22 protein-coding genes are annotated in these 24002 nt (G+C 74.5%); 15 read left to right on the top strand and 7 right to left on the bottom strand.

Translation table 11 applies throughout. The features are described 5' to 3' along the window. Positions 1 to 326 precede the first annotated feature (326 nt). The 6 genes from V8J36_RS04090 to V8J36_RS04115 are packed head-to-tail and all read left to right on the top strand — an operon-like array spanning position 327 to position 8309. Positions 327 to 1373 carry a UDP-glucuronic acid decarboxylase family protein gene (locus V8J36_RS04090; protein WP_336465964.1) on the top strand — a complete coding sequence of 349 codons (1047 nt, stop codon included), beginning with the start codon at positions 327 to 329 and terminating at the stop codon, positions 1371 to 1373. Positions 1374 to 1402: 29 nt separating this feature from the next. Continuing rightward, the gene (locus tag V8J36_RS04095; RefSeq protein ID WP_336465965.1) at positions 1403 to 3385 is read left to right on the top strand and encodes an SDR family NAD(P)-dependent oxidoreductase; all 1983 of its coding nucleotides are present in this window, start codon (positions 1403 to 1405) and stop codon (positions 3383 to 3385) included. Next, a complete protein-coding gene (locus V8J36_RS04100) occupies positions 3382 to 4698 on the top strand; it encodes a lipopolysaccharide biosynthesis protein (protein ID WP_336465966.1) in 1317 nt (438 codons plus the stop codon). Before V8J36_RS04095 ends, V8J36_RS04100 begins: the two co-directional genes overlap by 4 nt. Next, positions 4691 to 5821, top strand: coding sequence for a GNAT family N-acetyltransferase (locus tag V8J36_RS04105; RefSeq protein ID WP_336465967.1), 1131 nt, complete (start codon positions 4691 to 4693; stop codon positions 5819 to 5821). Before V8J36_RS04100 ends, V8J36_RS04105 begins: the two co-directional genes overlap by 8 nt. Then, positions 5818 to 7035 carry a GNAT family N-acetyltransferase gene (locus V8J36_RS04110; RefSeq protein WP_336465968.1) on the top strand — a complete coding sequence of 406 codons (1218 nt, stop codon included), beginning with the start codon at positions 5818 to 5820 and terminating at the stop codon, positions 7033 to 7035. Before V8J36_RS04105 ends, V8J36_RS04110 begins: the two co-directional genes overlap by 4 nt. Continuing rightward, positions 7032 to 8309, top strand: a complete 1278-nt coding sequence (locus tag V8J36_RS04115; RefSeq protein ID WP_336465969.1) for a GNAT family N-acetyltransferase — start codon at positions 7032 to 7034, stop codon at positions 8307 to 8309. Before V8J36_RS04110 ends, V8J36_RS04115 begins: the two co-directional genes overlap by 4 nt. On the opposite strand, the gene V8J36_RS04120 is transcribed toward V8J36_RS04115, so the two are convergent. Further along, the gene (locus tag V8J36_RS04120; protein WP_336465970.1) at positions 8291 to 9382 is read right to left on the bottom strand and encodes a cellulase family glycosylhydrolase; all 1092 of its coding nucleotides are present in this window, start codon (positions 9380 to 9382) and stop codon (positions 8291 to 8293) included. The two genes, V8J36_RS04115 and V8J36_RS04120, sit on opposite strands and share 19 nt — an antisense overlap. 32 nt (positions 9383 to 9414) lie before the next feature. On the opposite strand from V8J36_RS04120, the gene V8J36_RS04125 reads away from it, so the two are divergent. Beyond that, positions 9415 to 10269 carry a hypothetical protein gene (locus V8J36_RS04125; protein ID WP_336465971.1) on the top strand — a complete coding sequence of 285 codons (855 nt, stop codon included), beginning with the start codon at positions 9415 to 9417 and terminating at the stop codon, positions 10267 to 10269. Between the two features lie 11 nt (positions 10270 to 10280). On the opposite strand, the gene V8J36_RS04130 is transcribed toward V8J36_RS04125, so the two are convergent. Then, positions 10281 to 10967, bottom strand: a complete 687-nt coding sequence (locus V8J36_RS04130; protein WP_336465972.1) for a sugar transferase — start codon at positions 10965 to 10967, stop codon at positions 10281 to 10283. A 27-nt stretch (positions 10968 to 10994) separates the two neighbouring features. On the opposite strand from V8J36_RS04130, the gene V8J36_RS04135 reads away from it, so the two are divergent. The 6 genes from V8J36_RS04135 to V8J36_RS04160 are packed head-to-tail and all read left to right on the top strand — an operon-like array spanning position 10995 to position 17881. Continuing rightward, a complete protein-coding gene (locus tag V8J36_RS04135; protein WP_336465973.1) occupies positions 10995 to 11909 on the top strand; it encodes a PIG-L deacetylase family protein in 915 nt (304 codons plus the stop codon). After that, a complete protein-coding gene (locus tag V8J36_RS04140) occupies positions 11906 to 13051 on the top strand; it encodes a glycosyltransferase family 4 protein (RefSeq protein WP_336465974.1) in 1146 nt (381 codons plus the stop codon). Before V8J36_RS04135 ends, V8J36_RS04140 begins: the two co-directional genes overlap by 4 nt. A 1-nt stretch (position 13052) precedes the next feature. Then, positions 13053 to 14336: a glycosyltransferase family 4 protein gene (locus V8J36_RS04145; protein WP_336465975.1), complete on the top strand. Its 1284-nt coding sequence runs from the start codon at positions 13053 to 13055 to the stop codon at positions 14334 to 14336. A 4-nt stretch (positions 14337 to 14340) separates the two neighbouring features. Beyond that, positions 14341 to 15441 (top strand): glycosyltransferase family 4 protein, encoded by a 1101-nt coding sequence (locus V8J36_RS04150; protein WP_336465976.1) that lies wholly within the window; start codon positions 14341 to 14343, stop codon positions 15439 to 15441. Continuing rightward, on the top strand, positions 15438 to 16454 hold the full coding sequence (locus V8J36_RS04155) for a glycosyltransferase family 2 protein (protein WP_336465977.1): 1017 nt from the start codon (positions 15438 to 15440) through the stop codon (positions 16452 to 16454). Before V8J36_RS04150 ends, V8J36_RS04155 begins: the two co-directional genes overlap by 4 nt. After that, positions 16451 to 17881 carry a hypothetical protein gene (locus V8J36_RS04160; RefSeq protein ID WP_336465978.1) on the top strand — a complete coding sequence of 477 codons (1431 nt, stop codon included), beginning with the start codon at positions 16451 to 16453 and terminating at the stop codon, positions 17879 to 17881. Before V8J36_RS04155 ends, V8J36_RS04160 begins: the two co-directional genes overlap by 4 nt. Here V8J36_RS04160 and V8J36_RS04165 read toward each other — a convergent pair. Genes V8J36_RS04165 through V8J36_RS04175 form a run of 3 tightly spaced genes read right to left on the bottom strand, consistent with a single transcriptional unit; the run spans position 17847 to position 19757 of the window. Then, the gene (locus V8J36_RS04165; RefSeq protein WP_336465979.1) at positions 17847 to 18101 is read right to left on the bottom strand and encodes a hypothetical protein; all 255 of its coding nucleotides are present in this window, start codon (positions 18099 to 18101) and stop codon (positions 17847 to 17849) included. The genes V8J36_RS04160 and V8J36_RS04165 overlap by 35 nt on opposite strands. Positions 18102 to 18109: 8 nt before the next feature. Further along, entirely contained in the window at positions 18110 to 18337 is a 228-nt protein-coding gene (locus V8J36_RS04170) for a hypothetical protein (RefSeq protein ID WP_336465980.1), read from the bottom strand. Further along, entirely contained in the window at positions 18330 to 19757 is a 1428-nt protein-coding gene (locus V8J36_RS04175; RefSeq protein WP_336465981.1) for a hypothetical protein, read from the bottom strand. The genes V8J36_RS04170 and V8J36_RS04175 overlap by 8 nt, the downstream gene beginning before the upstream one ends. A 116-nt stretch (positions 19758 to 19873) precedes the next feature. Between V8J36_RS04175 and V8J36_RS04180 the strand changes: the two genes are divergently transcribed. Beyond that, positions 19874 to 21166 (top strand): polysaccharide biosynthesis/export family protein, encoded by a 1293-nt coding sequence (locus V8J36_RS04180; protein WP_336465982.1) that lies wholly within the window; start codon positions 19874 to 19876, stop codon positions 21164 to 21166. Here V8J36_RS04180 and V8J36_RS04185 read toward each other — a convergent pair. Next, positions 21156 to 22259: a GNAT family N-acetyltransferase gene (locus V8J36_RS04185; protein ID WP_336465983.1), complete on the bottom strand. Its 1104-nt coding sequence runs from the start codon at positions 22257 to 22259 to the stop codon at positions 21156 to 21158. The genes V8J36_RS04180 and V8J36_RS04185 overlap by 11 nt on opposite strands. Positions 22260 to 22375: 116 nt before the next feature. Between V8J36_RS04185 and V8J36_RS04190 the strand changes: the two genes are divergently transcribed. After that, a complete protein-coding gene (locus V8J36_RS04190) occupies positions 22376 to 23212 on the top strand; it encodes a hypothetical protein (protein WP_336465984.1) in 837 nt (278 codons plus the stop codon). A 24-nt stretch (positions 23213 to 23236) separates the two neighbouring features. Here the strand turns inward: V8J36_RS04190 and V8J36_RS04195 are convergent, their stop codons facing one another. Beyond that, positions 23237 to 23956, bottom strand: a complete 720-nt coding sequence (locus V8J36_RS04195) for a VPLPA-CTERM sorting domain-containing protein (RefSeq protein ID WP_336465985.1) — start codon at positions 23954 to 23956, stop codon at positions 23237 to 23239. Between the last annotated feature and the right edge of the window lie 46 nt (positions 23957 to 24002).

Raw genomic sequence — 24002 nt, forward strand, 5'->3', positions numbered from 1 at the left:
CGGGCAACGTTTTCCCCCGCCGCGCTGCGGCGCCCCGCGCCCGCTCGGCAGCCCGATCACCGCCCGACCGCAGCCCGGCCGCGGCCGGCCCCGGCCGGGGGTCCGGCGCCGCCGAGGCGCAACCCACGGGAGAAACTGGGCTTCTCGAATGGTGCAGTAAACGCAACCGCGTGTTACCTTTGGCCCACAGGTTCCGATTCGTTGGTTAATGGACTTTCCGGGGGGGTGCGGGGCCCCTTCGCCGTTATTTCAAGGGGCGCCGGAGGCGGATCCGGTCACGGCGGACGGCCGTGGCGATCCGTTCCTGGTGCGGGACGGATATTGGCATGGCACGCATTCTAGTTACCGGAGGTTGTGGATTCATCGGATCCCATCTCTGCCAGGTCCTGCTGGATCAGGGCCATCACGTGATCGCGCTGGACAACCTGCAGACCGGCAGCCTTGGCAACCTGTCGGCGATGCTGGGCAACGACCGGATCGAGGTGCTGGCCGGCGATGTCGAAGAGCCGCTGGCCGCGATCGGCCCGGTGGCGCAGATCTACAACCTCGCCTGTCCGGCCAGCCCGGTGCAGTACCAGCGCGACCCGGTGCGGACGCTGCGCACCAGCTTTCTGGGCGCGCTGAACGTGCTCGACCTCGCGCGGCGCTGCGGGGCGCGGGTGCTGCAGGCCTCGACCTCGGAGATCTACGGCGATCCCGAGGTGCATCCGCAGACCGAGACCTATCGCGGATCGGTCAGTTCCTTCGGGCCGCGGGCCTGCTACGACGAGGGCAAGCGCGCGGCCGAGGCGCTGTTCCACGACTATGCCCGGATGCATGGCGTCGATATCCGGATCGCGCGGATCTTCAACACCTACGGGCCGCGGATGGCGGTCGACGACGGGCGGGTGATCTCGAACTTCGCGGTGCAGGCCCTGCGCGGCGAGCCGATCACCCTGTATGGCGACGGCCGGCAGACGCGGTCCTTCTGCTATGTCGAGGATCTGGTCCGCGGCCTTGTCGCGCTGATGGAGGCGGGGCCCGGAATGCGCCGGCCCTGCAACCTCGGCAATCCCGAGGAGGTCACGATCGCCGAGCTGGCCGAGCGGATCGCGGGTCTGAGCGGGCTGCCCGCGCTGATCGAGCACCGGGCGCTGCCGCAGGACGATCCCACGCGGCGGCGGCCCGACATCTCGCTGGCGGTGGCGCATCTGGGCTGGCGCCCGCGGGTGACGCTGGACGAGGGACTGCGCCGCACGATGGAGCATTTCCGCGCGCTCTGCGCCCCGCGTGCGCCCGCGCAGACCGCGGCGCGCTGCAGCGCCGCCGGACCGCTGCCCCCGCGACGCGGGCCACGGCTGCCCGGCCCGGCCCCCGGCCTCGTCGGCGCCTGACCGCCCGTCCCTTGCAAGGAACCCCGGCCATGCTCAGCGCCCCTGTCCTGACCCATCGGTCCCGCCAGCTTCTGGCCCGTTCGATCCATGTCGCGCGGCGGGTGATGCGCGAATTGCGAACCCCCTCGCAGACCGAGCGGCTGCTGGCGGCGCTGCCGGTGGTGGCCGGGGCCGCGCCGGGGCTGGCCGACAAGGTGGTGGTGATCACCGGCGGCACGCAGGGTGTCGGGCTGGCGGTGGCGCGGCGCTTCGGCGCGCTGGGCGCGCGGGTCGTGGTCAACGCCCGCCGCCCCGAGGCGCTGGGACAGGCGCTGGCGCTGCTGGCGCGCGAGGGCGTCACCGCGCAGGGCGTGCTGGCCGACGTGGCCACCCCCGAGGGCGCCGAGCGGCTGGTGGCCGAGACCGTCGCCACGCAGGGCCGGCTCGACATCCTGATCAACAACGCCGCGATCGCCGGGCCGCATGCGCCGATCGGCGAGACCGCGGCCGGGGATCTGCTGGGCACGATGGCCGCCAATCTGGAGGGGCCGCTGCTGTGCGCCAATGCCGCGCTGCGCTGGTTCCGCGCCAATGCCCATCCGGGGCGGATCCTGAACGTCTCGTCGATCGCGACCGAGGGCAGCTATCCGAAGATGGTGCCCTATTCGACCTCGAAGGCCGCGCTCGAGGCCTTCACCCGGCACGCGGCCTCGGACCTGCCGGGGGCAGAGGTGGTGGTGACCGGGCTGATCCTTCCCGCGGTGCAGACCGAGCGCAAGCGGGCGGCCGACTGGGCCTCGACCGAGCTGCTGCCGCCGGTCGAGACGATCCTGCCCGCCTTCGAATTCGCCGCGACCGGGCCGGCGGCGCAGCTGCACGGGCGCAGCCTGTCGGCGGCGCGCTTCCTTGTCGATGCCGGGGCCGAGGCGCGGCTGGCCGGCGTGGCCGCGATCCGCCAGCCGATCCTCTATCCAGAGCTGACGCTGGGCGGGCAGGTCGTGGCGCGCGATCCGCAGGCGCTGGTGCTGCTGGACCGGGCCGAGAACCAGCAGGGCACCTCGCCCCGTGCGATCGCCGCGGTGGTCGAGAGCCTGACCGCGCATCCGCCGAACTTCTATCCCGAAGAGCGCTACCTGTCGCTGCGCGGCGCGCTGGCCGAGGAACACGGGCTGACCCCCGACCATTTCGCGCTGGGCCCCGGGTCGTGGGAGCTGATCGCGCGGATCCTGTCGCTGTTCGCCGCGCCGGGCGAAGAGATCGTTTCGAGCGGGCCGGGCTGGTTCGGCTTCAACGTGACCTGCGAGCGTCACGGCATCCGCCAGCGGCTGGTGCCCTTCGAACGCGGCGGGTCCGGGCGGGCGCCGGGCCACGGGCTTGACCGGATGCTGGCCGCGATCACCCCGCGCACGCGGCTGGTCTACCTGATCAGCCCCTCGAACCCCGAGGGCGTGGTGCTGCGCCATGCCGAGCTGGCCGAGTTCCTCGCGGCCCTGCCAGAGACGCTGCCGGTGATGATCGACGAGGCCTATGCCGAATTCGCCGACGACCCGGCGATGGCCGACGTGCCGGCGCTGGTGCGGCAGTCGGGACGCTCGGTGATCGGGCTGCGCACCTTTTCGAAGTTCCATGCGCTGGCGGGGATGCGCGTGGGCTATGCCTATGCCGCGCCCGAGCTGGCCGGGCTGATCCGCCGGTCGGAACAGATCTTCATGCTGCCCCATGTCTCGGCCGTCGCGGCCGAGGCCGCGCTGCGCGACCATGCGCACCGCGACCGGGTCCATGCCGCGGCGACGGCGGCGCGCGCGCATCTGCAGGCGGGGCTGGCCGCGCTGGGGATCGCGCATATCCCGAGTCAGGCGCCTTATGTCTTCGCGGCGACTCCCAAGGGCTTCGACGCCGCGCTCGAGGCGCTGAAGCAGGAGGGCATCGTGGTGCCGCCCTACAAGTTCAACGGCGGCGCGTCGGTGATGCTGCCGGTGGGGACGGTGGCGCAGATCGACCGCATCCTTGCCGCGCTGGGGCGGCAGGCATGAGCGGCGCCGCCCCCCGCAGGCTGTGGCGCGGCGGCGGCCAGGTGATGCTGGGCAATGCCGCCTCGGCCGGGCTGGGGCTGGTGCTGCTGTTCGTGCTGGCGCGCGCCCTGCCGCCCGAGGGGCTGGCGCTGGTGCTGGCGGTGCTGGCGGTGATCGACGGCGGGCAGATGTTCCTCGACGCCACGGTGAACACCGGGATGATCAACGTCGCCGCGCGCGAGGGGCGCGGGGGCGTGCCGGATGCGGCGGTGCTGAAGGCGGGGTTCTTGCTGAAGCTGGGCTTCGGCGCGGCCTATGCGCTGGCGGTGGCGGCGCTGGCGCATCCGCTGTCGGTGGCGATGACCGGGGATGGCGCGCTGGCCGGGCCGATCCTGCTGGCGGGGCCGGCGGCGGCGGTGGCCGGGCTGTACGGCTTCACGCAGGCGCGGCTGACCGCGGCCGAGGCCTTCGCGACCCTGTCGGTGCTGAGCCTGTCGAAGAACCTGCTGCGGCTGGGGCTGGTCGGCGCGGTGCTGCTGGTCGCGGGGCCCGACCCGCGGCTGGCGGCGATGGCGCTGGGACTGGCGGCCGTGGCGAGCTGCGCGCTGGGCGTCTGGCTGACCGACTGGTCTTTCCTGCGCGCCGCCGCCCCGGTCGCGGCGCCGATGCGGCGGCTGATGGCGGTGAACGGCTGGCTGATGGTGGCGGCGCTGGCGATGCTGGCGGGGCGCTACGACGTCTGGCTGGTGGGCTGGCTGTCCGACGCGGCCGAGGCCGGGCGCTTCGCGCTGGCCGCGCAGCTCTGCGTGGGGATGGGGATCTTCACCCAGACGCTGGTGACGACGCTGCTGCCGACCGTGTCGCGCTTCGGCGCGGCGGGCGAGGTGGCGGGGTTCCTGCGCGCGGCGGCGCGGGCGGCGGGGCCGCTGCTGCTGGTGCCGCTGTTGGCCTGGCCGCTGGCGCATCCGGTGCTGGGGCTGGTCTTCGGCCCCGACTATGCCGCGGCGGCCGGGGTCTTCGCGGTGCTGTTCCTCGGCTCGGTGATGACGCTGGTCGGCGCGCCGCTGATGCTGATGCTGCTGTCGATCGGGGCGGCGCGGATCATCGCGCTGGCGGCGGGGCTGCAGATGGCGCTGAAGCTGGCGGCGGCGGCGGCGCTGGTGCCGGCGATGGGCGGGGTCGGCATGGGGCTGGCCGACATCTTCGGGCGGCTGGTGGCGATGGCGTTGATCACGGGCGTGATCCTGGCGGCGCTGCGCCGGGCGCGCGGGTCGATTGGCGGTGCGGCGGGCGGGTTGCCGTGCGGGTCGGCCGGAGGGATCGCCGATGCCTGAGGTGATCCGCGACAGCCGCACCTCCAGCACGGCACAGGCCGCCCCCGCCCGGCGCGCGGAGGCGCGGCTGGAGGTCGCGGTGATCGACGACCCGGCCGCGCTGGCCGGCCCGTGGCAGGCGCTGGCCGACCGGGCCGAGGTCGTCAATCCCTTTCTCGAGCCCTGGTTCCTTGGCCCTGCATTGCAGGCCTGGGGCGCGGCAGAGGGCGCGTCGCTGGCCGTGCTGCATGCGCCAGGGAGTGGCGCGCTGCAGGGGCTGGTGGCGCTGCGCCCGCGCGCGCGGCTGGCCGGCCTGCCGCTGGCGCATCTCGAGGGCTGGCGCCACGGGCAGGCCTTCCTCGGCGCGCCGCTGATCGCGCCCGGACAGGCGGCGCGGGTCTGGGCGGCGCTTGGCCGGCATTGCGCGGCGCAGGGGGCGCGGGCGCTGGTGCTGCACGACCTGCCCGCGGCGCTGCCGCTGCCGCCGGGCGCGGTTCGGCTGTCCTCGCTGACCCGCGCGGCGCTGGTGCCGCATCCGGCGGGCGCCGCGGCCTATCTGGCCGCCAGCGCCTCGGCCGGGGCGCGCAAGGACTGGCGGCGGCTGCGGCGGCGGCTGGCGGAACAGGGCGCGCTCGAGTTGCGCCGGCTGGCCGCGACCGAGGACCCGGGGCCCTGGATCGACGCCTTCCTTCGGCTCGAGCTCGCCGGGTGGAAGGGCCGGGCCGGCACCGCGCTGGCCTCTTGCGCGGCGGGCGAGCGGTTTTTCCGGGCGATGGCGACCGGGGCGGCGCGGCTGGGGCGGTTGCGGATGATCGGCCTGTGGCTGGAGGGACGGCCGGTGGCGCTGCAGTGCAACCTCGTCTCGGGGCGGCAGGGCTTCGCCTTCAAGGTAGCGCATGACGAGACGCTGGCCGCCTTTTCGCCCGGGGTGCTGCTGGAGCTGGACGCGGTCGCGGCCTTCCATGACGAGCCCCGGCTGGCCGCGGTCGACAGCTGCACCGCGCCGGACAACGCCATGATCGCCCGGATCTGGGCCGAGCGGATCGCGCTGCAGCGGGTGCTGCTGCCGGCAGAGGGCGCGGCCGGGGCGCTGGCCGGGGCGGCGGTGCGCGCCGCCGCGATGCTGAGGGGAGGACGAGCATGAGCATGATCGCACTCGAGGGCGCGATGACCGACGCCCCGGCGCGCACAGCGGCGCAGGGCTTCCGCGCCGAGACGCTGCGCGGGGCTGCTTCGATCGCCGCCGTCCATGCCGAATGGCAGGCGCTGGCCGATGCCGTCGCCGCCCCGAACTGGTCCCTGCTGCCGGCCGCGCACGACGTCTGGCTGCGCCAGTTGCGCCGCCCGGACTCGAGCCCGCTGATCACCGTGCGCGACCCCGCCGGCCGGCTGCGCGCGGTCTTCGCGCTGATGCGCGACCGGGTCCGGCGCGGCCCGGCGATGGCGCCGCGCTTCGATTACGACCCGGCGGACGGTCGGCTGCTGGGACCGGGGGCGCGGCGACTGTTCCCGTTGCGGCAAGTGGCGGCGGCGACCTCGATGCCGGCGACGCTGGCATGGGGCGCGCCGCTCTGCCGCCCCGAGGACCTTGGCCCCGCGATCGACGCGGTGGCGGGCGCGATCCTGGCAGAGCGCGGCTGGGACGTGGCGGTGCTGTCGGCCGCGATGCCGGACGAGTTCGCGCTGTGGCAGGCGGCTTTCGCGCGGCGCGGCCACCGGCTGCACCGGCAGGCGCTGGACCGCGTGGTGCAGAACGTGGCCCCGGTCCGGCCGTTCAGCGCGCTGTACGCCGGCCAGCCGATGAAGGTGCGCCAGAACCTGCGCCGGGCCGAACGCTTCGCATCCGAGATGGGCGTCGGCTTCCGCTTCATCGAGGGCAGCGCCGCGGTCGCGGCCGAGTTCCCGCTGATCCGCCGCATCGCCGAGGCCAGCTGGAAGGCCGCGGGACGCGCCGGAAACCCGCTGAACATCCCCTATGACGCGCGCCAGCAGGCCTATGTCGAGGGGCTGTTCACCTCGCCCCTGCTGAAGGGCCAGCCGGTGCTGGGCATCGCCGAGGGGCCCGAGGGGCCCTGCAACGTGCTGCTGCTGCTGCAGGCCGGCGGAACGGTCACCGCGCTGCTGACCTTCTGGGACGGGCGCTACGACCGCTGCTCGCCGGGATTGCTGCTGCTGGGGCGCTCGATCGACCTTGCGGTCGCGCGGGGCGCGCTGCGCTACGACCTGAACGCCACCGCGCCCTGGGTGCGCCATGTCGCCAACGAGCGGACAGAGGTGGTGAACGCCGTCCTGTTCTCGCACGGGGTCTGGGGTCGGCTGATGGAGGCGGTGGCCCTGCGCTGCCGGCGCCTGCGATGAACGGCCCGCCGCTTCTGGCAGAGATCCTGCCCCTGTCCGAGGCGCTGCAGCGCCACGGTGCCGAGTGGCGCCAGCTGTGGCGCACCGCGCCCGGGGCGGCCGTGTTCAGCGCCCCCGACCATGCCGCCGCCTGGTCGGCGACGGTCGCGGACGGGCGGGAACACGGCAGGCTCGGGCACGGCGGGCACGGCGGGCGGGTGCGGGGCGGGGCGGCGCTGGTCTGGCGCGGGCCGCGGCTGATCGGGGCGACCGCGCTGATGCAGGCGACGAACTGGCGCGGCCCGGCGTTGCTGCCGCGCATCGACTACGCGCCCTATGACGCGGATCTGGCGCCGGGCACGCGGCGGCTGTTCCCGGTGCGCCAGCTGTCGACGCCGGTGTCCTGGCGCGCGGCCTCGATCCGGCCGACGCTGCTGACGCTTCCCGAGGACCGGCGTGCGGTGCAGGGGGCGCTGGCGCTGCTGATGGCGCGCCACCGCGGCATCGACCAGATCGTGCTGCCCTGCGAAGAGGGGCCCGAGGCCGCGGGCTGGCTGCGCGCGCTGGCGGGCGCGGGGCTGCAGCCCTTCCTGCACCGGCTGGACCGGCCGCTGCTGGTGCTGGCGCATCCGCAGCCCTTCGAGGCGCTGCTGGCCGCGCAGAGCCGCAATTTCCGCCGCCGGGTGCAACGCGCGCGGCGGGCGGCGACCGAGGCCGGGCTGCGGTTCCGGGTATTGTCCGACCCCGACGCGGCGCTGGCGGCCCTGCCCCGGCTGGCCGAGGTCGCCGCCGCCAGCTGGAAGGCGGAGCCGGGCCCAAGCGGGCGGATCACCGTGCCCCATGCCGGCCCGCAGGCGCGCTTCCTGCAGGCGCTGCTGGCCGGCCCCGCCATCGCCCCGGTCACCGCCCTGTGCGAGACCCCGGACGGGCAGGCGGTGGCCGCGCTGGTCGCGCTGCGCCACCGCGACCGGCTGACCGGCTTCGCCACCTTCCACACCGGCGCCCTGCCCGAGGCGAGCCCGGGCCTTCTGCTGCTGACCGAGGTCATCGACTGGGCCGCCGGCGCCGGGATCACCCGCTTCGACATGAACGCGACGCAGGACTGGCTGCGGCCGCTGTGCGACCAGGAATCGACCCTGTGCAACGTCGTGGCCTTCCTGCCGACCCTGCGCGGCCGGCTTTACGCGCGGATCTGCCGGGCACGTTCCGGCGGCGACCCGGCCGGGACGCCGGCCGAAGCGCCCGCCGGCGCGTCTGCCAGCGCCTCTGCCGCCGATCACTGGCCGGTGACGTGATGGCGGAAGGTCTGGAAACTCGGGCGGCGCACGAGGTCGGCGGTCGCAAGGCCGAATGCCGGTGTGCCGCGCTTGGCGCTGTAGTCGCGGGCCGAGAACCAGAAGAAGGCCTCTGCCGCCCGCGATCCCTGCTCGAGCGCCGCCAGCATCGGGTTCGAGCCCGCATCGGGGTTGCGCGACAGGTCCATCGCCGCCTGTTCCGTCCAGCCGTATTCGTTGAACCAGACCGGCTTGCCGGTGTCGCCATGGGCCCGGAGCACCGCGTCGACCCGCGCCCGCGCCTCGGGGAAGCGGCCCTGGTAGCCATAGGGATGGAAGGCCATCACGTCGAAGCAGGGCGCGACGCCAAGGTCATAGAGCCTTTGCATCGTCTCTTCGATCGGCAGGCCGCGGTGCTGGTCCGAGGCGAGCCCGCCCAGGATCACCACCCCGCGCGGATCGTTCTCGCGCACGGCGCGGTTGGCCCGCGCCAGCAGCAGCGCATAGTCGGGCAGGTTCTCGCGGGTGTCGAAGCGGCGGGTCAGCCAGCCGTAGCCGGGCAGATTCGGCTCGTTGAACACCTCCCAGTGATGCACACCCATCGCGCCATAGCGCCGGACCGCCGCCGCGGCGAAGGCCTGGAAGGCCGCGTCCATCCGTTGCGGCTTGCCCAGATAGGCCGGCGGCACATAGGTCAGGATCGCCTGCACCCGGATCCCGCGCGCGGCATAGGCGCGGATCATCGCGTCATAGCGCCCCCAGCGGTAGCCGCCGCCGGCGACAGGCTCGATCTCGCTCCAGTACAGCTCGGCCCGGACCCAGCGCACGCCGGTCGCGGCGATCAGGTCGATCACCCCCGGTTCGTCGGCATGGGGATCGCTGAGGCCGAGCACACCCCGCGCCGGGGCGGTGCCGCCCGGGCGGCAGGTGGCGGTCGCGGCACGCACCGCCTCGTCCGGGGTGGCGGCGATGGCGCGGCGGGGCTGCAGCGCCTCGATGATCAGCGCCGACAGCAGGACCGCGCCGATCAGAAGGCCCAGCGTCAGCGCGGCCCCGCGCAGAAGGCGGATCGGGCCGGGTGTCAGTCGACGCATGGCGCATCCCCCGTGGCAGGAAGGAGCGCGCGATGCCGCCGCTGATGAAACGCGCGCTGATCTCGGCCCGGTTGCGGCTGGACCGGGTGGTGGTGCCGCCGCGCAACCGCCGGCTCGAGGCCGCTTTCGCCGCCGATCCGCAGGCCTGGCTGGCGCGGGTCGATGCCGCGATCGACCGTGGCGTGGCCTGGATCGCACCGCAGCGCGATGTGTCGATGTCGGTGCTGCTTTGTGCCCAGCGCACGCTGCAGCGCACCGGCGACAGCCGCTTCGGCTATGTCGTGCCGCAGCTGGAACGCTATGTCGCGACCCTGCGCGACCCCGCCACCCGGGTGGTGCTGCCGGGCTACGATCCCGCTGACCCGCGTCACGCGCATCTGCCCGACGTGATGGAGGTGCGGCCCTATCACCCGGTCGAGCTTCTGATGCTGGACGCGGTCTGGGCCGGGGTGCGGGCGCAGCCCGACATCCTGCAACGGCTGGTGGCGTTCGACGACGAGGGGTTCTACGGCACCACCCACATCATCGTCGGCGGGCTGGTCCTGCTGATGAACGGCGGTGCGCCCGCGGACAGGGTCCGCGCGGCGATCGAGGCGACGCTGCCCGCGATCCTTGCCCGCAACGCCACCAGCCCGCGGGCCGACGACATCTTCGCCGAACGGATCATGGTCCTGCAGTGGATCGACCGTCATGCGCTGATACCCCCTTCCTGGATCCTGCGCCTGCTGGATGCCCAGCGCCCGGACGGCGGCTGGGCCAGCTGGAACATGCCGCCCGTCGGCCTGTCGAACCAACACACCGTCGCCGTGGCACTGGCGGCGCTGGCCGAATTCCTGGCCGCGCGCCGCGGGCATCTGCGCCCGGGCTGGGGAGTGCCCGGACCATGAGCCGCGCCCCCTCAGCCCCCGGCATCGGGATGGATCGCCACGGCGAGCGTCCGCACGAGGATCCACAGATCCAGCAGCGGCGACCAGCGCGCGACATAGTCGAGGTCGAGATCGACGCGGTGGCGCAGCGCCTCGGGGCTTTTGACCGCCCCGCGCGAGCCGTTGATCTGCGCCCAGCCGGTGATGCCGGGGCGCACGACATGGCGGGCGTGGTAGCGGGGATCGACCTCGTCGCAGAGCCGCCCGCAGACCTCCATGCCGCAGGGGTGCGCGCGGGGGCCGACAAGGCTCATCTCGCCGCGGATGACGTTGATCAGCTGCGGCAGTTCGTCCAGCGAGCTGCGCCGCAGGAAGGTGCCGACCCGGGTGATGCGCGGGTCGCGGTCGGCGGTCTGGCCGGCGCCGCTGCGGTCGCAGCCCTCGCGGCACATGGTGCGGAACTTCAGCACCTCGAAGCTGCGCCGGTCGCGCCCGAAGCGGGGCTGGCGGAACAGGGCGGGGCCCGGCGTCTCGATCCGGATGGCGAGGGTGATCGCCACGAAGAACGGCAGCAGCAGGATCAGCAGGGCGACGGCGGCCATCTGCTCGACGACGGCGCGCAGGGCCCAGGCCGGTCCCGCGGGCGCATCTCGCGAGACGAAATCGAAATCGGCGCGGTCCGCGACATCGGGACCGAAGGTGCAAATCAGGTAGGACATCACGTGCCCCCGGGAAAAGGCCGGGCAGTGCCCGACGGCGAAAAGAACTGGAATAGGGTCTTTCTGAATGGCGGGCAGGCTGATCCCGACAGCCGATTCGCGCAAGAGCGCGGGTGGGCGGCACTTCTGCGCGACCGGCTGGTGGCGCGGCTGCGGCCGGGCTGGATCCGCGACCCTTTGCGCCTGCTGCTGGGGGTGCAGGCCTTCGAACGCTTCGCCCCGCTGCCCTGGATCGACCTGCCCGAGGGCGCGCGGATGGCGGTGCTGGCACCCCATCCCGACGACGAGAGCATCGGCCCCGGCGGGCTGGTCGCGGCCTGGACCGCGGCGGGCCGGCAGGCCGAGGTCGTGCTGCTGACCGAGGGGGGCGCCGGCAACCCGGCGCTGCGCGACCCGGCGCTGGACGGCCGCGCGCGGGCCCGGCTTGTGGCCCTCACCCGCGACCGGCGCCGGGCCGAGGCCGGACGGGCGCTGGCGGCTCTGGGGGCGGCGGCGGCCTGGCTCGACGGCACCGACGGGGCATTGTCGGGGGACGAGCCGCGGCTGGCCGGGGCGCTGGCCGCGCTGTGGCGCGCCCGCCCCCCCGATCTGGTGCTGGCCCCCTTCCCCGCCGACCGCCATGCCGACCATGCCGCCACCGCCCGGATCCTCGTCTTGGCGGCGCGGGCCGCGCGCCTGCCAGAGACGCTGCCGGTGCTGGCCTACGAGGTCTGGAGCCCGCTGCCCGCCAATGCGCTGTTCGACATCTCGGCCGTCGCGGCGCGGAAATGGCAGGCGATCGCGGCGCATGAAAGCCAGCTGGCCAGCACCGACTACCTGACCGCGGCGCGCGGGCTGGCGGCCTATCGCGGCGCGGCGGGGGGCCGTCCGGTGCCGGCCGAAGCCTATCACCGCTGCACGCTGGCCGCCTATGCCGCGATGGCCGAGGGGTTGCGGCCATGACCGGCGCGCGGCTGTTGCAGATCACCGACAAGGGCCCGCGCGACGGCGGCGTCGGCCGGGTCGTGAGCCTGCAGGCGGCGGCGCTGTCGGCGCGGGGCTGGACGGTGACGCGGTTGCGGCTGCTGCGTCCGGGCAGCCATGCCGGCGGGCCAGCCGATCCGGCCGAAACTCTTGCCCCGGTGACCGTGGCGCCACGCCTTGCGCCGGATGCGCCGGTGATGGCGGCGCTGGAGCGGGCGGCGGCAGGGGCCGCGCTGATCCATCTGCACCTCGGCTTCGCCAGCCTTTCGCCCGAGTTGATCCGGCGGGCGGCGGCGCTGGCGCCGCTGGCGGTCAGCCTGCACGATGTCTCGCCCTTCCTGCCGCCGCGGGGCGAGGGGCTGGCCGCGCGGCTGCGGCGGCGCTGGCTGGCGCCGGTGCGCGCGGCGGTCTGGTCCGAGATCTGCGCCAGCGCCGCCTGCCTGATCGCGCCAAGCCGGTTCCTTGCCGGGCTGGCGGCCGAGGCGGGCTTCCCGCCCGGGCGGATCGCCCTGCTGCCGCTGCCGGTCGAGGCGCCGGGGCTTGCGCCCGTCCCGGCCTCGGCCTGCCCGCCGCTGCTGGTCTATGCCGGGCTTCTGGACCGCGAGAAGGGCGCGGTGCTGGCGGTCGAGGTGATGGCGCGGCTGCGCGCGCCGGCCGCGCGGCTGCTGCTGCTGGGCGACGGACCGGCGCGCGAGGCGCTGCGGGCGCGCGCCGCGGCGCTGCCGCCCGGGCGGGTGCGGCTGGCCGGGCGGCAGCCGCCGTCCGAGGTCGCGCGGCAGATGGCCGGCGCGCGGGCGGTGCTGTTCCCCTCGCGCGTGCCCGAGGGGCTGGGGCTGTCGGGGCTGGAGGCGCTGGCGCTGGCGCGGCCGGTGATCGGCTATCCGGCCGGCGGCGCCGCCGACTGGCTGCGGGACGGCGAGACCGGACTGGTCCCGGGCGGCTGGAGCCCGCAGGCGCTGGCGACGGCGATCGACCGGCTGCTGGACGACCCCGCGCTGGCCGACCGGCTGGGGCGCGCGGGACAGGCGCTGGTCGCCGCCAACCACGACCCGGGCGTGGCGGCCGAGGCGCTTCAGACCCTGTTCCAAAGCCTGATCGGCCCGCACCGGAGGGTCGCCTGAAATGCGGCAGGCCCTGATCCTGACCACGCTCGACATCGCCTCGCGGCAGAACAACCGCGAGCATCACGCGATCGCCGCGCTGGCGTCGCGGGTCGAGCGGCTGGTGGTCGTCTATCGCCGCCGCGGGCTGGAGGGGGGTTCGGCGTTGGCCGGAGCGCCGCCGCGGATCGAGACGCGGGCGGGCGTGACCTATGTCGGGGTGACGCCGCCCCTGACCCCGCGCGAGGGTCTGGCGCGGGACCTGACCGCGGTTCGGCGGCGCGGTGCGGCGGCGCTGGCGCTGGGTCTGGACGGGCTCGGGGTCCTGCGCGACATCGCCACGATCCTTGCGCTGCGGCGGGCGGCGGCGCGGGCGCTCGCCCCCCGGCTGGGGCCCGCGCTCTGCGAGGCTTTCGGGCCCTGGGCGGTGACGGCGGCGCTGCCGCTGCGCCGTGCCGGGCGGATCGGGCGGCTGGTCTATGTCGACCGCGATTACGAGCCCGGTTTCATGGCGACCGCCCCGCGCCGCCTGTGGGCCGCGCGGATCGAGCGGCATGCGGCGGCGCGGGCCGACCTGACGCTGTCGATCGGCGCGCGGCTGGCGGCGCGCTTTGCCGATGTGCCGGGCGCGCGGGTGGCGCTGTCGCCGACCGGGGTCGATGCCGCGCGGTTCCGGCCCCGCCTGCGCGCGCTGCCGGAGCCGCACCTGCTGCATCTGGGCCAGCTTGCGCCCTGGTCGGGGATCGAGGACCTGCTGGCCGCCCTGCCCCGGATCGCGCCGCCGCCTGCGGGTCTCCGGCTGACGCTGATCGGCCCGGCGGAGCCCGGCTATGCCGCCCGGCTGCGCGGTCTGATCACGGCGGCGGCGACCCCGCATCTGCGCATCGACTGGCCCGGCGAGATCGCCCGCGACGAGGTGCCCGGCGTGCTGGACCGGGCCGGGATCGGCTTTGCCGTGTTCCGCCCGGTGCCGCTGCGCTGCCACGCCGCGCCGCTGAAGGTGCTGGAATACTTCGCCGCAGGCCTGCCGGTGCTGGCGCTGGAAGGGTCGGAGGCCGGCGATCTGGTCGCCGCGACCGGCACCGGCCGGCTGGCGCCCTGCACGCCCGAGGGGATCGCGGCCGCGGTTCAGGCGCTGCTGGCGGACGCCGGGGGCTATGCCGCGGCCTCGGCCCGCGGACCCGAAGTGGCGCGCGGGCATGACTGGGCGCGGGTGATGGCCGCCGAATGGGAGCGGATCGGCGCCCCGCTCGGCGCCGAGCCGCACCTGCGGGCGGCGGGGCCGGTCGGGCTGGCGGAGGGCTGAGGCGATGCATGTGCTGGTGAACGCGATCAACGACAACGCCCTGCCGCGGGGCCCGGATGTCTACCTGATGCAGCTGCTGCCGCAGATGCTCGAGGCCGATCCCGGGCTGCGGGTGACGCTGGTGCATGCGCCTTGGCAAAAGGCGCTGGCGGCGCTGGACCATGGGCCGCGGCTGGCGCTTCGGGTGCTGGCCGCGCCGCGCCGGCCGCTGCCACGGCTGCTGTGGCAGGCCAGCGGCTTCGTGCGCTTCGCCAATGCGCTGGCCCCCGACGTGACCTTCCTGCCGAACCTGATCTGGACGCCGGGCCTGCGCAGCCCCACGGTGCTGACCGCGCATGACCTGCTGCAGTTCCGCACGCCCGAGAAGTTCGGCCGCGCCAAGGCGGCGGCGCTGCGGCTGGTGATCCGCCGCGCGCTGGCGCGGGCCGACCGGATCGTCGCGGTCTCGGGCTTCACCGCCGGGGATGCCGTGCGCCTGGCCGGGGCCGCGCCCGCCCGGCTGCGAGTGATCCACGAGGGCGGGCCCGCGCCGCGCCCGCGCGCGGCCTCAGCGACTGGCGAAGGCCCGCCGCTGTTCCTGTTTGTCGGCAAGCTTGAACGGACCAAGGGGGTCGAGACCCTGATCCGGGCCTTCACCGGCAGCGAGGCGCTGGCGCGGCGCGGCTGCCGGCTGGTGATCGCAGGCCCGCCCGGCAATGCCGCGCCCGCGATCCGCGCGCTGCTGGAGGGAGCCGCGGCCGCCGACCGGGTCAGCCTGCCGGGCTTCCTGCCGGGGCCCGAGGTCGAAAGGCTCTATTCCAGCTGCCGGGCCTTCGTCTTCCCCTCCGAGGCCGAGGGCTTCGGGCTGGTGCTGCTCGAGGCGATGGCGCATGGCGCGCCGGTGATCGCCGCCCGCGCCACCGCGCTGCCCGAAGTGGTGGGCGAGGCCGGGCTGCTGGTCGAGCCGGGCGACGTGGCCGGGCTGCGCGCGGCGCTGGAACGGCTGGCGGCCGATGACGCGCTGGCGGCGCGGCTTCGCGAGGCGGGCTATCGCCGCCTTGCCGCCTTCGACTGGGCCGAGGCCGGGCGGGCGACCGCGGCCCTGTTGCGCGAGGCCGTGGCATGAGCGCGCCCGATGTCTCTGTGATCCTGCCGCTTTACAACGACCGCGAAACGCTGCCCGCGGTGCTGGCGGCGCTGGCGGCGCAGCGCACCGCGCGCCGGGTCGAGGTGATCGTCGTCGACGACGGCTCGACCGACGGCGGGCCGGCGCTGGTCGCCGCCCCGGTGCGGCTGGTGACGCAGGCCAATGCCGGGCCGGCGGCGGCGCGCAACCGCGGGGCCGAGGCGGCCGGGGGCGCGCTTCTGCTGTTCCTCGACAGCGATTGCGTGCCGCCGCCCGACTGGATCGAGCGGATGGCCGCGGCCGTCACCGGGCGGTTCGACGCGGTGATGGGCACGATCCGCGCCGCGAATGACGGGGTGGTGCCGCGGCTCGTGCAGCTTGAGGTCGAGGACCGCTATCGTGGGATGGCGGCCGCGACCGGGGGGGTCGATTTCATCGCCGCGCCGGCCTGCGGGGTGCGGGCCGAGGTGTTCCGGGCACTGGGCGGCTTCGACGCGCGGCTGCGCACCGCCGAGGACGTGGAATTCGCCTATCGGCTGACCGCCGCCGGGCACCGGATCGCCTTCACCGACCGCGTGCCTGTCGCCCATGCCCATCAGCGGACATGGGGCCAGTTCCTGCGTGCCAAGCACCAGCGTGCGCTGGGGCGGCTGCGGGTCTTCGCGCTGTTTCCGGCCAAGATGCGGCGCGACAGCTGGACGCCGCTGAGCCTGAAGCTGCAATTCGCCTGCGTGGCGCTGGCCCTGGCGCTGGCCCTGCCCGCGCTGGCGCTGCCCCCCGTGGGCCCGCTTCTGGTCGCGGCGCTGCTGGCGTCGGCGGTCGCGCTAGGCTGGCCGCTGGTGCGCGCCACGGCGCGGGCCGAGCGCAGCCTGATCGGCTATGGGCCCGGTCTGGCGGTGGGGGCCGCCTTCGTGCTGCTCAGGGCGGCGGTGATCCTGCTGGCGCTTGTGCAACTGCGGCTGGGGCGACGGCACCGGACGGCCGCCCCGCCGGCACGGGCCGCGGCGGAATGATCCGCGCGGCGCCGCCCGTCCTCGCCCGCGCGGGCTGGATCGGCCTGCCGCTGCTGGCCGCGGCGCTGGTCGTGGCCGATCCGCCGCTGTCGGACTGGCTGCGCCTGCCCGACCCGGTGCGCGCCCTGCCCTGGCGGCTGACGCCACTGCTGCTGGCGCTGGGGCTGGCGCTGACGCTGGCCTGGCGGCTGGCGCGGCGCGCGGGCTTCGCGACAAGCTTCACGGTCCTCATCCTGGCCGCGAGCCAGCTGAACGGGCTGGGGGCCGGGCCGCTCGACATCTTCGACTTCACGCTGCTGGGGATGGGCGCGGTCTGGGCGGGCGCGATCGCGCCGGACGCCGGGCGCGACCTGCGGCTGACGCCGCTGTTCTTCGCGGCGGGGGCGCTGTTCATCCTGGCCTTCGCCCATCTGCCGGTCGCGCGGCCGGTGCCGTGGTTCGTCGGCCAGTTCTCGATGTTCCGGGTGGTGCTGCTGGTGGTGATCCTGGCCGACCTGCTGCGCGACGAGGCGGCGCTCGAGCGGGCCTTCACCGTGCTGGTGCTGGTCGCGACGGCCAGCGCGGTGATCGGGCTGGTGCAGTTCGGGCTGGCCTATTTCGGGATCTTCTACTTCACCCTGATCGACCCGCCGATCACCGCCTTCAAGCCGACACCGCTGGGCTTCGTGATGCGCGCCTCGGGCCTGTGCATCACCGCCCAGCATTATTCGTCGTTCATGGTCTGCGCCCTGCCCTTCGCCCTGTGGCGATGGGCGCGCGCCTGGCGCTGGCGCGATCTGGCGGCGGTGGTGCTGATCGGGCTGGGGCTGGGCGTGTCGCTGAACTTCGGCGGGATCTTCGCCGGCGCGCTGGTGGTGGCGCTGTTCCCCTTCCTGCGCTGGCCGCGGCTGTCGATCCACCTGGCGCTGGCCGGGCTGGCGCTGGTGGCGGTCGCGTATTTCACCGGGGTCCTGCAGATCGTCTACGACCTGAGCTTCGGGGACGCCGGCATCGCCAAGGGCGTGGACCAGCGCAAGACCCTGTTCCAGCTGGGGCTGGAGCAGGTCGGGCGCTCGCCTCTGGTCGGGACCGGGCTGCGCGGCTTCGGCGAGTCGAACGGCAACTTCTGGCACCGCCCGGTCCACAACCTGTTCGGGCAGGCCGCGACCGAGCTGGGGCTGCTGGCGCCGCTGATCTTCATCGGGATCTGGGTGCGGCTGACGCTGGATCTGGCGATGCGGATGCTGCACCCGCCGGCAGGGGGCGGCCCCTGGCCGAAGCTGATGCTGGTCACGCTGCTGTCGCTGCTGATGCTGGCCCAGAGCGAGCCGAACCTGGAACAGAGCAATCTCTGGATCATGCTGACGCTGGCGCAGGCGGCGGTGCTGGCGCGGCCGGGCGGCGGCGCGGCGCTCAGACGATCGCCGCCAGCACCACGAAGGCCATGAGCCCCGCAAGTGTCAGCGCCAGGCAGACCGCCGCGGTCTCGACCAGCGCCAGCGTCACGCCCGCCCCGCGGGCGAGCCCCCGCGCCCGGTCCTCGCGCGCGGGGATCCAGCGACCGTCGCGCAGGATCAGGCCCTGCGCCCGCGCCTCGATCGCCTCGCGGCGCAGGGCCTGGCGCAGGATGACGTCGATCTCGGGCGGGGGGATGGGGTCCGGGGGCATGGCAGGGATCAGCCGGGCGCGTAGTGGAAGATGAAGTTCAGGATGACCACCGCGAGAAAGACCGAGACCCCGGCGGCGAAGGTCCCGACCGCCACCGCGCCCGCCGCCTGCATCAGCGCCCGCCGCAACCGGGCGCGGCTGGTGCGGCGCGGAAACAGCTCGGCCTCGATGGCGGCGCGGCCGCGCGCGGTGCGACGCCGCAGAGTCCCTTCGAGCGCGCCGAATTCGTCATCCATGTGGCGGCTCTCCGCTGCCCTCGCGCAGGCCCGCCGCCCCGCCCCGGATCAGGGCCAGCCGCTCGTCGCGGGTGAAGAAGGGCAGCGGCGTGACCTGCGTGCGCCGCGCCTCGGCACCACGCTCGGCATGGGCGAGCCAGAGCGCGTAATAGGCGCCGAGGATCATCCCGGTCAGCGCCGCCACGGCGGTGTTCAGCACCGGCAACGGGAAGGCGGCGCGCGGTGGCGCCAGTGCCGGCGAGACCACCACCAGCGGCGCCGCGACATGCGCGGCCTGCAGGCGCGCGGCGTCGAGGCTTTGGCGGGTGGCGGCGAGCCGCGCCTCGACCGCCGCAAGCGCGGCCGCATCGGCATCGGTCAGGGCGAGTGCGGCCAGAACCGCGTCGAAACGGGCGTCGGCCTCGGACACCCGGGCGGCGGCGGCGGGGCGGCCGGCAGCCGAGGCGGCCTGATCGGCCAGCGCCCGCGCCAGATCGAGGCGCAGCGCTTCATGCAGCGATCCCTGCGGCTTCGCACCTGCGTCGCGCAGGCGGCGGCGTTCGTCGGCGATCGCCGCCTCGGTCGCGGCGATCTCCTGTTCCAGCGTCGCGCGCTGCGGCCCGGCGGGGCTCGCTGCGCTGGCCGAGGCAAGCTGCACCCGCAGATCGAGTACCCGCTGCTGCATCGCGTCGAGCGCGGGGGTGGTGTCGGCGGTCTGCTCGTCCCGGTAAAGCGCCGCCTCCTGCGCCAGGGCCTGACCGATCGCCGCGATCCGCGCCTGCTGGCGGGCCTGATCGGCATCGAGCGCGGCCAGCGCCTCGCGCGCGGCATCGCGGTCGCGTTCGCGCGCGCCCAGCGCCGCGGCATCGGCGGCCGACAGGCTGTCGGAACGCGCCTGCGCGAGCGCGCCGCGCAGGCGGTCACGTTCCGCCTGAAGGCCGGCAAGTTCGGTGCCCAACGCTTCGGCCACGGCGGCGGCACCGCGGCGCATCTGCTCTTCGTGGAAGCCGCGATAGAGGTCGGGCACCAGGTTCGCGATCTCTGCCGCGCGTTCCGGATCAGGGTCGCGGACGTAGAAATCGACCATGAATTCCTTCGACACCGTCACGTCGATCGCCCGCACCAGCGCGTCGCGCGCGCTGCCGGTGGCGGCGGCGAGCCGGCCCATCATCTCTGTCCCGCGCAGGATGCCGATGTCGATCGAGGCGGCCTTTTCTTCCGGCATCGGCAGCAGCGGCGGCTGCGGCGCCTCGGGCGCGGTGGTCGAGAAGCTGGCGGGCACCGCGGTCGAGGCGAGGTAGAAGGTCGTCTTCGCCTCGTAGACCGGGGTCAGGACGGCGCTGGCCCCCCAGGCGACCGCGGCCGCGACCACCGCCGTCAGGACGATCAGCCAGCGCTTGAGGTAGATGTCATGCCAGTGCTGATGAAGCGGAACGTCCAAGATCGCGCTGCCTCGGAGGAATGCCTGCGGTTGAGGAAATGCTGTAAAACGAAACCGCCACCAGTATGCTGGAACAACAGTAAGTTGAAAACGGGATTCTCCCCGGGGGACCGTCCGTGACACGACCGTGCCGCCTGCTTGCCCTCCCTGCCCTGATCGCGCTTTGCGCCGCCGCGCCGGCCCGCGCCGACGGGATGCTGCTGGGCCCGGGCGATCTGGTCGAGGTCACGGCCTTCGCCCGCCCCGACCTGTCGCTGCAACGCGCCATCGACGCCGAGGGGCGGCTGCTGGTGCCGCCGATCGGTCGCGTGCCGGCGGCGGGGCTGACGCCCGAGGCGCTGGCCGAGGCGCTGCGCGGGGCGCTGGTCGCCTCGGGGCAGATGACCGGCGACGCGCTGTTCGTCGAGGTGGCGCGCTGGCGCGACGTCTTCGTGACCGGCGATGTCGCGACCCCGGGCGCCTATGGCTGGCGGCCGGGCCTGACGGTGCGGCAGGCGCTGGCGCTGTCGGGGGGCGAGGGTCGGCTGCCGCCCGACGAGTTCGGCACCTATCTGCAGGCGACCTCGGCGGTCGAGCGGGCGGGGGCGCTGCATGTCGCCCGCGACGGCCTGCTGGCGCGGATCGCGCGGCTTCGCGCCGAGCTCGAGTTCATCGACCTGCGCTTCGGGGGCAGCGTGCCCTCGGCCGAGGGGGCGCTGAACCGCGAGGCCTTCGACGAGGGCGGGCCGGCCGCGCTCGACCCCGCCAGCTTCGCGGCGGTGGTGGCGCGGCGGGTGCCGCTGATCCTGTTCGACCTCGAGGTGCCCGACGCGCTGCGCGCGACCGAAGAGCTGATCCTGCGCGACCGCATGGCGCTGGCGCTGGCCGATGACGCCGGCAACCGGGCCGAGCTGGGGGCGCTCGACGGCAAGCTCGCGACGCTGGAAACCCAGCGGAACCTGCTGGAAGAGACCCTGTCGCGGTCGAACGCGCGGCTTGAGGTGATGCTGAAGCTGGGCCGCGACGGGCTGGCGCGGGCGCCCGACGTCGACGCGGCCCAGACCAGCTATGCGCAGCTGCAGGCAAGCCTTCTGGACCTGCTGTCCGAGCGGACCGACACCGAGATCGCGCGCGAGACGCAGGCGCGGGCGCTGGCGGGCTTCGCGAGCGGGTTGCGTGCCGAGGCCGCGGCGACGCTGGCCGAGGCGCAGCGGTCGCTGCAGGAGACCACGCTGCGGCTGCGCGAGGCCGACCGCAGCGCCGGGATCGCCCGCGCCTATCTTGGCACCGATCCGGCCCCGGCCGGCAAGGACCTGCCGCCGCTGGTCAGCTACGAGCTGCTGCGCGACGGCACCGGCCCGGTCGAGGCCGGGGCCGATACCGCGCTGAGCCCCGGCGACACGCTGGTGGTGCGGGTGGTCAGCGAGTGACCAGCCGGCGCAGCACCAGCCGCCCGTGCCGGGCCAGCGCCCCCTTCGGCCCCGGGCGATAGATCCGCAGGCTTTCATGCGCCCGCGCCCCCGTCGCCCAGCGCTCGAAAAAGGCGGTGCGGCCGTGGAAGTCGACCTCGGGCAAAGCGTCTTCGGCCGCCGCGCGCATCATCGCGGCGAATGCCAGCAGGCCGGGCGCCGCCGCACGGGCGGCCGCGTCGAAATGCATCGTGTGGACCGAGCGCCCCCGCGGCCCGGCCAGCATGCGCAGCGCGGCAAGCGCGCGCCCCGTCGCGTCGCGCACCAGCCACAGCTCGCCCAAGGCCGCGTCGGGCAGCGTCTCGACCAGACTGCGGTGGAAGCCGCGGTCGGCCGCGGTCATCGCCGCACCGGCGCCGGCCGTGCCCTGCCAGCTGCGCGCCTCGACCGCGAACCAGTCGTCGAGCGCGTCACGAAGCGCCGCGCGGCGGTCGAGCCGCTGCACCTGCAGGGCCCCCGCGCCCTTGAGCGCCTTGCGGATCTGCCAGCGATGGTTGCCCGAGCGGGTGGCCAGGTAGCCATCCCATCCCCCGTCGAGCCGGGCGTAATGCAGGTGCCGCGAGGGGGTGACGGGATCGGTCCCCGCGCCCAGCGTCGCCGCCGCATCGGCAAAGGCGCTGCCCAGTCCCGCGGGCAGGTGGTCGAGCATCAGCGTCTCTGCCCCGGCCGCGAAGCCCGCGCGCAGCAGCGCGGCCAGCACCTCGGACCGGGCCGGGCCGGGCGGGCCGGCCAGCGGATCGGAATTGATCGTGTTCGGATTGCGCGGCAGCCCCATCTCGCGCAGCGGCAGGCCAAGGCGGCGGTGGCCGCGCGCGACCAGCGGCAGCAGCCCGGCAAGTGTGTCGCCGCGCCATGCGGCCAGCACGCGCGTCGCGGGGTCAGCATGATAGGCGGCCAGCACCGCGCCGACATAGTCCGGCCCGCAATAGGGCAGCGCCGCACCTTGCGCCGCGGCCGCGTCAGCCCAGGCCCGGTGCAGCTTCGGCGGCAGCGCATCGGGCCGGTGCAGCGTGACCGAGACCGCGGCATCGGGGCGGCGCGACAGGCTCAGCATCGCCTGCAACCTTCGCTTGTCGCACGGCCGGAGGCGCTGCTACCCTTGTCGCATTGCAGTCGCGCATTTCCGGAGCCGCAGTCCGTGGAAAAGCCGTTTTCCAGCAGGCCCGCATCGTGAGCTCGCTCGCCGCACGTCTTGCCGCGCGCGTTGCGCAATCCGCCACGCACCGGCTCGACCGCCGCTTCGCCGAGGGCCGGAACCGCGCGCTGGAGGCCGCCTATCGCGCCGATCCGGCAGCGGCGCAGGCCGCGATGGAGGCCGCGGTCGGGCGCGGCGCCGCGTGGTTCGCCGACCATTTCGACCTGTCGATGTCGGCGCTGCTGGTGCTGGATCAGGCCCATTCGCAAAGCGGCGATGCCCGGCTGGAATTCGTCAGGGATCGCACCGCGCGGTATCGCGAACGCTACTGGGACCCGGGCCTGCGCTGTGTCGACCGGAGCTATGACCCCGAGGCCCATCGCCACCTGCCCGACATCGTCGCGACGCGCCCCTATCAGGTGATCGAGCTGATGATGATCGACGCCGCCAACATCGACCTTGGCGGCGATCCCGCCCATCTGATGCGCTACCTGCGGGCGCTGAGCGACGGCGGCGGCTATGGCTCGACCCATATCATCGTCGCCGGATTGCTGATGCGCCGCGCGGGCTGCACCGATCCGGGGATCGAGGCGATGATCGCGCCCGAGGTCGCGCCGGTCGCCCGCGCCAACCGCGCGACCAGCTATGCCGGCGACCTGTTCGCGGAACGGATCTTCGTGCTGGAATGGCTGGGGCGGCACGATCTGGTCTCTCCTGCCTGGATGGCGCGGCTGGTCGCGGCGCAGCGCCAAGACGGCGGCTGGCGGGGGCGCAACGTGCCGCCGCCGGGCCAGTCGAACCAGCACACGACCTCGCTCGCCATGGCGGCGCTGGCGATGTTCCTGCAGGCCGAACGGGCAGAGCGGGGCTGAGGCAGCCCGCGCCCCGCTCGACTCTCAACCGGTGCGGCGCCGGCGCGACAGCGCGGCCAGGCCGCCGAGCCCGCCCAGCAGCAGCAGCCCCGCCGCCGGCAGCGGCACAGGCGCGACCTCGATCGAGGCGACGGTGAAGCTCATCGGGCCGGTCAGGACGCAGATGTTGCCGACCTCCTGCAGGCAGGTCAGCGGATCGGGGCCCGCGATCACCGCGAAGAGGTCAAGCAGCACACCGGGTCCGAAGACATAGGTCGCGGTGCCGTCGCCGTTGTCGGTCAGCGCCCCGCCCGGCGCGACAGCGGCGCCGACGAAGGCCTGATCGGTGCCCGGGGTCCACAGCCCGAAGGTCACCGAGACGACGCGGACGACCTTGTCGAAATGGAACAACAGCGCCTCTGGGATCAGCCCGTCCAGCGCCGGATCGTCGTCGTCGGGCAGGAAGATGTCGGGCAGCAGCGACTGGTAGGTGACGCCGAGCCCGTCAGGGGACTCGGTATAGGCCGGCGTGCAGGCCGGGCCGGTCAGGCCGAAGAGCGTGACATCGGCCATGCACGCGGCAAGGCCCGCCACCTGCCCCGACACGCCGTTCTGCGAAAACGCTCCGACCACGCCATCCGGGACGCCGGGGGCGCTGAGGGGGGCAAGATCACCGGGCAGGAAGCTGATCACCGCAGCCTGTGCGGGAAGGGTCGTCGCGATGGCAAGCGCGAACCCGAGAAGGCCTTTCGTCGTCAAGCCCATGGACTATCTCCTGTTCAAAAGGCGCGGACAGCCACGGACTTGCAAA

It is taken from the genome of Frigidibacter sp. MR17.14 (genome assembly GCF_037095735.1).
GTDB lineage: Bacteria > Pseudomonadota > Alphaproteobacteria > Rhodobacterales > Rhodobacteraceae > Frigidibacter.